This window comes from Streptomyces sp. NPDC058469 (assembly GCF_042721125.1).
Taxonomy (GTDB): domain Bacteria; phylum Actinomycetota; class Actinomycetes; order Streptomycetales; family Streptomycetaceae; genus Streptomyces.
Map to the genome: position 1 here is coordinate 1 of NZ_JBHXME010000275.1, position 8,214 is coordinate 8,214.

At 71.2% G+C, this 8,214-nt stretch carries 8 protein-coding genes, 1 tRNA gene and 1 pseudogene; 3 read left to right on the top strand and 7 right to left on the bottom strand.

The window, feature by feature from the left end; genetic code table 11:
* Positions 1 to 775: 775 nt before the first annotated feature.
* On the bottom strand, positions 776 to 1,276 hold the full coding sequence (locus ACFWP5_RS50785) for an RHS repeat-associated core domain-containing protein (protein WP_384173705.1): 501 nt from the start codon (positions 1,274 to 1,276) through the stop codon (positions 776 to 778).
* A gap of 553 nt (positions 1,277 to 1,829) precedes the next feature.
* A tRNA-Pro gene (locus ACFWP5_RS50790) sits at positions 1,830 to 1,903 on the bottom strand.
* A 166-nt stretch (positions 1,904 to 2,069) separates the two neighbouring features.
* Here ACFWP5_RS50790 and ACFWP5_RS50795 point away from each other — a divergent pair.
* Together ACFWP5_RS50795 and ACFWP5_RS50800 are read left to right on the top strand one after the other, a co-directional pair.
* Positions 2,070 to 2,779, top strand: a pseudogene (locus ACFWP5_RS50795) (transketolase).
* Between the two features lie 37 nt (positions 2,780 to 2,816).
* Positions 2,817 to 3,743, top strand: a complete 927-nt coding sequence (locus ACFWP5_RS50800) for a transketolase family protein (RefSeq protein WP_384173708.1) — start codon at positions 2,817 to 2,819, stop codon at positions 3,741 to 3,743.
* 71 nt (positions 3,744 to 3,814) lie between these two features.
* On the opposite strand, the gene ACFWP5_RS50805 is transcribed toward ACFWP5_RS50800, so the two are convergent.
* From ACFWP5_RS50805 to ACFWP5_RS50825, 5 genes are all read right to left on the bottom strand, one after another.
* Positions 3,815 to 5,131 (bottom strand): MFS transporter, encoded by a 1,317-nt coding sequence (locus ACFWP5_RS50805; protein WP_384173711.1) that lies wholly within the window; start codon positions 5,129 to 5,131, stop codon positions 3,815 to 3,817.
* A 297-nt stretch (positions 5,132 to 5,428) separates the two neighbouring features.
* Positions 5,429 to 5,794, bottom strand: a complete 366-nt coding sequence (locus ACFWP5_RS50810; RefSeq protein WP_033281774.1) for an MmcQ/YjbR family DNA-binding protein — start codon at positions 5,792 to 5,794, stop codon at positions 5,429 to 5,431.
* A gap of 30 nt (positions 5,795 to 5,824) precedes the next feature.
* Positions 5,825 to 6,448, bottom strand: a complete 624-nt coding sequence (locus ACFWP5_RS50815; protein ID WP_384173721.1) for a GNAT family N-acetyltransferase — start codon at positions 6,446 to 6,448, stop codon at positions 5,825 to 5,827.
* 2 nt (positions 6,449 to 6,450) lie between these two features.
* Positions 6,451 to 6,999: a helix-turn-helix domain-containing protein gene (locus ACFWP5_RS50820; protein WP_384173725.1), complete on the bottom strand. Its 549-nt coding sequence runs from the start codon at positions 6,997 to 6,999 to the stop codon at positions 6,451 to 6,453.
* A gap of 71 nt (positions 7,000 to 7,070) precedes the next feature.
* A complete protein-coding gene (locus ACFWP5_RS50825) occupies positions 7,071 to 7,973 on the bottom strand; it encodes a LysR family transcriptional regulator (RefSeq protein WP_384173715.1) in 903 nt (300 codons plus the stop codon).
* Between ACFWP5_RS50825 and ACFWP5_RS50830 the strand changes: the two genes are divergently transcribed.
* A partial coding sequence (locus ACFWP5_RS50830; RefSeq protein WP_384173718.1) for a hypothetical protein occupies positions 7,972 to 8,214 on the top strand: 243 nt, incomplete at its 3' end. The two genes, ACFWP5_RS50825 and ACFWP5_RS50830, sit on opposite strands and share 2 nt — an antisense overlap.

Here is an 8,214-nt window from a genome sequence, read left to right on the forward strand (position 1 = left end):
GGCTTGGCCACCCTAAATCTTTCCAATCACCGTGTGCTGAGGGACCCGGCACCGCCGGGCGCGGGGGGGGGGCTGCCGCCGGCCCCCGCGGGGGGCCGGGCGGGCGCCAGCGCCTCCGTCACCACCAGGCGTGCGGCGCCGGTCCCCCACCGTCCCCGAATAGGCTGCCCCGACCCCACCTTCGCGTGAGTCGGCAGAGGGCCGGCGACCGCGCCACAGCCCAGCGCGACGAGATCGCCGGAACGACTCTCGTCAGCCTGCTCGCGCCGAGGGGACCCCGGCCCGGGCAGAACGAATTATGGTCGTCAGTCGAGCACGAGCCCCGCGACTGCGAGTCGACGAGTCGGTGAACGCTCCCCGGGGATCGCGCCCTTTCGCCGCGAATTCGAAGAGCTGCAACGCCGAGGCGTAAACCAGAACTTCGAGTGCGAGATCCCAGGGGAGCGTCCACCGGTTCTGAGCGGCCGATCCCATGGTGTGGCCGATCAGAACCGCGACGCCGCCGAACAGCACGGTCCGGGGCAGACCTCGCTCGTCGCCGACTGGACCGTTGCGACTCGCGGATCGTCTGGAGTGCGCGATCCGCTCCCTGGCGATGGGCTCGTAGGCGATGACTGGGGCGGCGAGCAGAAGACAACCGACCGAGACGGCCAAGACGGCATCGGCGCTGGAGGCCAATTCCGTTGCGTACACGGTGATCCGACTTTCTGTAATGGTTCCGCGGGTTGTTGTCTGGGTGTGGCGCCCCGGAATGGACCCAGGGCGCCACATGCGGTCAGATTCCCTTACATGCGGCCTTGGTCCCCCCGTAGCCGAGAATGACGGCCGCCGCATGGCGAATCGCGCCCTGGACCTTCTTGCCCCGCCTCATGGCCCGTACGTAGCTCACGAATCGACGAATGCCGGCGATCCGGATGACCGAACTTCTTCCACTTCGACCGGGATCACCACTCCCGTTCAGGTCGTACATGTTGATCGGGTCCGACGGGTGGCCGTAGGCGTTCGCACCGCCGTCGACGACCGGGTCGAGTTGCAGGAAGCGGCCGGTGGACGAGCCGTAGACCCGCGCACCCATCAGGGCCGGCCCGGACAGCGTCTCACCGGCCCGCTGCTGAGCTCCGAGCCAGTGGTGACGCGCAGACGTACCGCCGGCGCGCGTGTCGCCGTACTCGTCGGTGTCCTGGACGGTAGGCGCCTTGCCGGTGTCCAGCCGGAGCTGAACGGTGATGTCGCCGTGGATGTCGCCGAGTTGCAGGCCGCGCTGCCCAGTTCGCACCCGCAGTCATAGTGGTTGGCCTTCGAAGCGGTGGTGGTCCAGATACCGCCGCTGTTGGACTCAACGTGCCAGGAGCGGATGCGCTGGGTGCTGTCGAGCTGCCAGGTCTGCCGCTTGGAGCCGACCGTTTCCTGCTGGATCAGGTCGTTGTCGTAGGAGCCGAGAGTGGTACTGCCCGGCTTGGCCGTGGTGCGGCCGAAGGCGTCGTAGGTGTAGCCGCTGTCGACCTGACGGTCGGCGCTGTCATAGGTGTAGCTGGTGGTGGAGCCTCCTGAAGTGGGGCAGTCCGTACCGGGGATGCGCTGCCGACACTCGAGGCGGGAACGGCGTCTGCGGGGAAGACCGCGGTCGCGTCCGTGGGCGTCTGCCCTGCCCCCACGCCTTGACATCGACCGCGCCCATGCCGACCGGGGCCATGGTGCCGCACTTTAACCGAGTGAAGGTGCGCTTCGGGCCCGTACAAATGGGCTGGTCCCCAGCCGGTCTCCAAGAACGATCGAAAGGCCGCTTCAGATCCTCTCTGAAACGGCCTCCGACCTGCGACTTCGAAAAGTCGGGACGACAGGATTTGAACCTGCGACCCCTTGACCCCCAGTCAAGTGCGCTACCAAGCTGCGCCACGTCCCGCTGCCCGTCTGACCTGGGGTTTCCCCTGGCTGAACGTGCATGGAAACAATACCGCACTCACGTCGGTGATCGCGCACGCCTTTATTCGGGGCCAGGGGTCACCTCCCGGCCGACTCCACCCGCATCGCTTGACCTGAAGTTTGGTTGAGGTTGCACGATCGTCCGCATGACGACCACAACCACACAACACAGCCGCACGTACACACACGGCGACCTGTCCCACCTCATGGGGCTGATGACCGGCGACGAGAAGCACGGTCCGGCGGCGACCTCGACGCTGGACGCGCTGTGGGTCCTCTACGACCGGGTGCTACGGGTCGGCCCGGAGCGCATGGACGATCCCGAGCGGGACCGGTTCCTGCTGTCCAAGGGGCACGGGCCGATGGCGTACTACGCCGTGCTGGCCGCCAAGGGATTCGTCCGGTGGAGTGGCTCCCGGACTTCAGCTCCTACGACTCGCCGCTCGGGCACCACCCCGACCGGGTACTGGTGCCGGGCGCCGAGATCGGCAGCGGGTCGCTGGGGCACGGGCTGCCGATCGCCGTCGGGACGGCTCTGGGGCTGCGCGCTCAGGGGCGTACCGAACCTCGGGTCTGGGTGCTGGTCGGGGACGCCGAGCTGGACGAGGGCAGCAATCACGAGGCCATCGCCTTCGCCGGGCCCGCCGGACTGGACCGCCTGCACACCGTCGTCGTCGACAACTCCTCCGCGAGCCACGCCCGGCCCGGCGGTATCGCCGCCCGCTTCGAGGCCGCGGGCTGGTCCGCGGTGACGGTCGACGGCCGTGATCACGAAGCGCTGTACGCCGCCTTCACCGCGCCGCACCCCGGCCGACCGCATGTGGTCGTGGCCCGGGTGGAGTCGAAATTCGCCTGATCCCCTCATATCGGCAGCACATAGAGAAAGGCTCTCCATGGACACCATGCGTGACCGTTTCGCCCCGGTCGTCTCCCGGCTGCTCGACGAGGACCCGCGGGTCGCGGTCGTGCTCGCCGAGATCGGCAGGGACGGCTTCGCGGACGCCCAACTCCGGCATCCCGAGCGGGTGATCAACGTCGGCATCCGCGAGCAGCTCCTCGTCGGGGCGGGCGCGGGACTCGCTCTGACCGGGATGCGTCCGATCGTGCACACCTTCGCGAGTTTCCTCGTCGAGCGGCCCTTCGAACAGGTCAAGCTGGACCTCGGGCACCAGGACGTCGGCGCGGTACTGGTGAGCGCCGCGGCCTCCTTCGACTGGCCCGCCGGCGGGTTCACGCACATGGCTCCGGGCGACGTAGCCCTCCTCGACACCCTGGACGGCTGGACCGTGCACGTGCCGGGCCACCCGGACGAGGCCGAGACCCTGCTACGGCACGCGGTCGCAGCGGGCGACGACAAGGTGTACGTACGGCTGTCCGTCCAGTCGAACGCGGAGGCTCTCCCGGTCGACGGCGCGCGCTTCCGCACCGTCCGCGAGGGCCGTTCCGGCGTGGTCGTCGCCGTCGGGCCGATGCTCGACGCCGTCCTCGCCGCGACGGAGGGCGTCGACGTCACCGTCCTGTACGCCACGACCGTGCGGCCCTTCGACGCGGACGCGTTGCGCGCCGCCACGTGGGATGCCGGGACGGACGTCGTCCTCGTCGAGCCGTATCTGACGGGCACGTCGACCACCGCCGCGAACGACGCGCTCGCCGACGTACCCCACCGTGTGCTCGGCCTGGGCGTCGGCCGGGCCGAGCTCCGGCGCTACGGCACCGCCGCCGAACACCTCACCGCCCACGGCCTCGACGCGCGGACGCTGCGCGAGCGGATCAACGGCTTCGTAGGAGGAGGAGGCGGGCCGGTGACGGTGCGGGGCTGAGACCGCGCCGTACGACAGCGTCCCCGCACCCGGCCCCTCCCCCGCGCCCGCGCCCGCGCCCGCGCCCGCCGTCAACTCTCCTGCGGGCACGCCCGTTCACGTATCGCCGCATCGCTCGGAGCACCCGGGGTACTCATGCCACTCAGGCCGACCGGTATCGCGTCGACCCGTATCAGCCCGCGTATGGCAGGCACCAGGAGCAGAGCCGTCGGCACCACGAAGCTCATCGCGCCCGCGACGAGGAGCACATGGTCGGCACCGAGGGCAGCGGCGGCGGGGCCCGCCAGTGCCTGACCGACGGGCATCATCGCGAGGGAGCCCGCCACGTCGTACGCGTGGATGCGGTTGAGGACGTCCGGTGGGACCTGGGTCTGGACACTCGTCGCCCACATCACGCCCCAGAAGGACATCCCCACCCCGGCGACAGCAGCCCCGGCCGCCATGGCCGGTACGCCGAGTCCCGCCCCGACGGTCGCCGGGAAGCCGGCGAAGGCGAAGAGGGCGATCGCACCGGCGCGCAGCATACGGCGGGGGCGGAGCCGCAGGGCGAGGAGTCCGCCCACGACGGTGCCCGCGCCGAGGGCCGAGTTGACCAGGCCGTAGGCGCGCGGGCCGTGCTGTTGGACCACCTGCGTCGCCACGAGCGGAACGGTCGGGCCCCATACGGCGATCATGTAGAGGCACCACACGGCGATGACTCTCCAGAGCCATGTGCGTGATCTGAACTCCCGCCAGCCCTCGACCAGATCGGCCTTGAAGGCGCCCGATCCGTGCCCGGGCTCACGGCTGCCCGGCGCGAGCGGGGGCAGCCGGAGCAGCAGGAGGCAGAGGGCGCTCACCGCGTAGGTGGCGGCGTGGGCCGCGAACACGCCGCCGGGCGAGGTGAATCCGACGAGCAGACCCGCCACCGCCGGGCCCGCGAGCTGGGCGGCGGACTCGGCGATGCGTATCGCGCCGTTCGCGCCCTGGATGTCGGAGGCGAGTCTCGGCACCGTACTCGCGACGCCGGGCTGGAACACCGCGCCCGCCACGCCGTTGACGAAGCCGATCGCGCAGATCTCCCAGAGCACGACATGGCCGGTGAAGAAGAGTGCTGCGGCGAGAGACTGGGTGCCGAGGCGCACCAGGTCGGAGCCGATCATCAGCTTGCGGGTGCTGAACCGGTCGGCGATCACGCCGCCGAAGACGACAAGTCCCGCGAAGGCGGCGGCCGTTGAGGCCATGGCGAGGCCTACCGCGCCCGCGCCGTACCCGTGTTCCAGGAGGCCGGCAGCGAGGGCCACGGGCAGCATGGTGTCGCCGAGCCGGGCGACGGCGCGGGCCACGAAGAACAGCGCGAAGTCCCGTGACCAGACGGGCCGTTCACCACCTTCTCCGCCCCGCTTCACCGACCCCGCGACCCCTCCGGGGACCCCTCCGGCAACGATGTCATCACCGTCGCCATCTCCTCCGCCGACCACCCCGGCCGACTTCACCTCCGACCCGCTCTCCGTCCCCTCGCATGCCGAATCCGACGACGTCCCGGTAGTCATCCCCCACCGCTCCCTCCCCCGACCGCCGCCCCCGTAGCGCCCCGCCAGTGCTCATGAACTCCCGCTCAGGTGGGAGCCGGATCCCCCTCCGGCCCGGCTCCCACTCCCGCTTCCGGATGATGCCACGCACCACTGACAACGCCCGAGGGAATTTCAGTCGCCGGACCCGGACGGGAGGCCCAACTCGGGGTAGGCGTCCAGGAGTCGGGGCGGGGCCGCCTGGCGCCAGGAGTCGGCGAGGATGTCGCGGAGTTCGTCCTCGCTGTCCAGCGCGGAGAGGCGGGCCCGGACCCAGGCGAAGCCCGCCTCGTGGTCGGCGACCCAGAACTTCTCCGGCTCCGCCAGGACCAGTTCGTCGCGCTCCTCCTTGGGGCAGCGCACCGCGATGGAGGTCTCCTCCTCGGGCACGGTGACGAACATCTTCCCGGCTACCCGGAATGTGGGCATGTTCCAGGCGATCTTCTCCGTCGTGTCCGGGAGGGAGAGGGCGATACGGCGTACGTCTTCGGCATCCGGCATGCGTCGCAAGATAGCGGCTGCCACTGACAATCACCTGGTGAGAGCGCCTGTCTCCAGGTCCGCTTCGGCGCCTGCCCCCGCAACCACCCCGGCGTCCGCCCCCGCAACCGCCCCCACGCCCGCTGCCCCTCCCTCCCCCACGCGCTTGTAGTAGAGCGTCGTCGGCCGCAGCACCCCGGCCGGGCTCGCCGCGTAGTCCGGGATCACGCCGGCCCGGGTCCAGCCGGCCGAGCGGTACAGGTGTTCGGCGGGACTGTCGGTCTCGGTGTCCAGGTGGAGGAGCGTGATGCCGGCGGCGACGGCCGCGTCCTCGGCGACGGTCAGGAGTCGGCGGCCGAGCCCCGATCCCCTGGCCTCCCGGTGCACCATCAGCTTGACCAGTTCGGCGCGGTGGCGGCTGTTGGGCTTGTCGGGGAAGGCCAGGCTCACCGTGCCGACGACCCGGTCACCGCGCAGCGCCGCCCACACGGCGAGCCGCCCGGCGGCCACACCGTCGGCACGCTCTCGCCACCAGGCAACGGCAGCCGCCCGATCGAGCGGCGCGAGGAACCCGATCGAGGCACCGTCGTCCACGGAATCGGTCAACAGGTCCGCCAACTCGTCGACGGACGCGAGCAGTTGAGGTGTGTCCAGGACCCGCACCGTCGTCTTCACCTTCACGGCAACACCACCGCCAGTACGTAGCGCACGTCGTCGGACCCCGAGCACCGGAACCGCGTCGGCCCCCACACCCGCAACCGCAGGCAGTCACCGGCGTCCAGATGGTGCTCGGTGTCCTGGGCCGTCACGTCGAGGGCACCCTCCAGGACCCAGATGTGCTGTTCCAGGCCGGGCACGGGCGGCCGGTCGTAGGCGAGGTCGGCGCCCACACGGAGCCGCCCCTCGACGAGTTCGCCGCGCAGCCCCGTGTGCGGGGGCGACACGGATCGTCGTACGAAACCGGAGGTGCGGTCCTCCCACACGGGTTGCTCGGCGGCGCGGACCAGCAGGGCGGGTTCGGCCTCCACCTCGCTGAGGAGTTGGGACATGGTGCGGCCGTAGACGCCGCACAGGCGGTTGAGGAGGGAGGCGGTGGGGCTGATCTCGGCGCGTTCGGCGCGGGACAGGGTCGAACGGCTGACCCCGCTGCGCTCCGCCAACTCCCCCAGGGACCAGCCGCGTTCGGCCCGCAGCTCGGCGAGCCGGGCACCGAGTCGGACGTCCATGGGGTCTGGAGCGGCCCCCGTTTCCTCCGGTTTCACATCCGGGACGGTATCCCAGATATGAAACAACGAGATTACGTCCGCGCAACCTCTTCCAGCGCGTCCAGTACCGGCCGGATCAGCGGGTGCTCCTCCGTGCCCCGTCGTACGGCGGCGAAGACCCGGCGGGTCGGGGCCACCCCGTCGACCGGCCGGACGACCACTCCCGTCAGGTCCATGCCGCGCAGCGCCGAGCGGGGGACGAGGGCCACGCCCGCGTCGGCCGAGGCGAGGGCGACCACGGCGCGGAAGTCGTCCGAGGAGTGTTCGAGGCGGGGCTGGAATCCGGCGTTCTCACAGGCCAGGACGACGACCTCGTGGCAGGGGTTGCCGGGGTAGGGGCCGATCCACGGGTCCTTGGCCAGTTCGGCGAGGGGGACCTCGTCGGCGTCGGCGAGGCGGTGGGTGAGCGGGACGACCGCGTCGAACGGCTCGGCGTAGAGCGGGAGATGGGTCAGGCGCGGGTCGTCGGCGGGCGGGGCCCCGCGGTACTCGACGGCGACCGCCACATCCACCTGCCGGTCCAGCACCATCGGCAGACTGGCGTCGCCCTCGGCGTCCTGGACACGGAGGCGGATGCCGGGTGCGAGGAGTGCGAGACGGGACACCGCGGGTGCTACGACCTGTGCGATACCGGTCGCGAACGCGGCGACCGTGACCGTGCCGGCCGCGCCCGAGCTGTACGCGGCGAGTTCCGCCTCGGCCCGCTCCAGCTGGGCCAGGACCACGTTGGTGTGGCTGAGCAGGATCTCGCCGGCCGGGGTCAGCCGTACGCCCTTGGCGCCGCGCTCGACCAGGCGGTGGCCGGTCTCCTGCTCCAGGGCGGCGAGCTGCTGCGAGACCGCCGAGGGGGTGAGATACAGCGCGGCGGCTGCCGCCGTCACGGTGCGGTGGTCGGCCACCGCACGGAGGATGTGGAGCCGCCGCGCTTCGATCATGGGACCGATTATCGCAATATGTCCGAGGGTCCGGACGACCACGGGCGGGGCCTGGGTCCGGGACGGGCTCGGGGTCGGAGTCGTGGTCGGGGTCCGGGACGGGCTCGGGGTCGTGGTCGGGGTCGTGGTCGGGGTCCGGGACGGGGTCGTGGTCGGGGTCGTGGTCGGGGTCGTGGTCGGGGTCGGGGTCGGAGTCGGGGTCGGGGGGGCGTGCGGCGGAGGCCGGGCCTTCGGTGGCGTC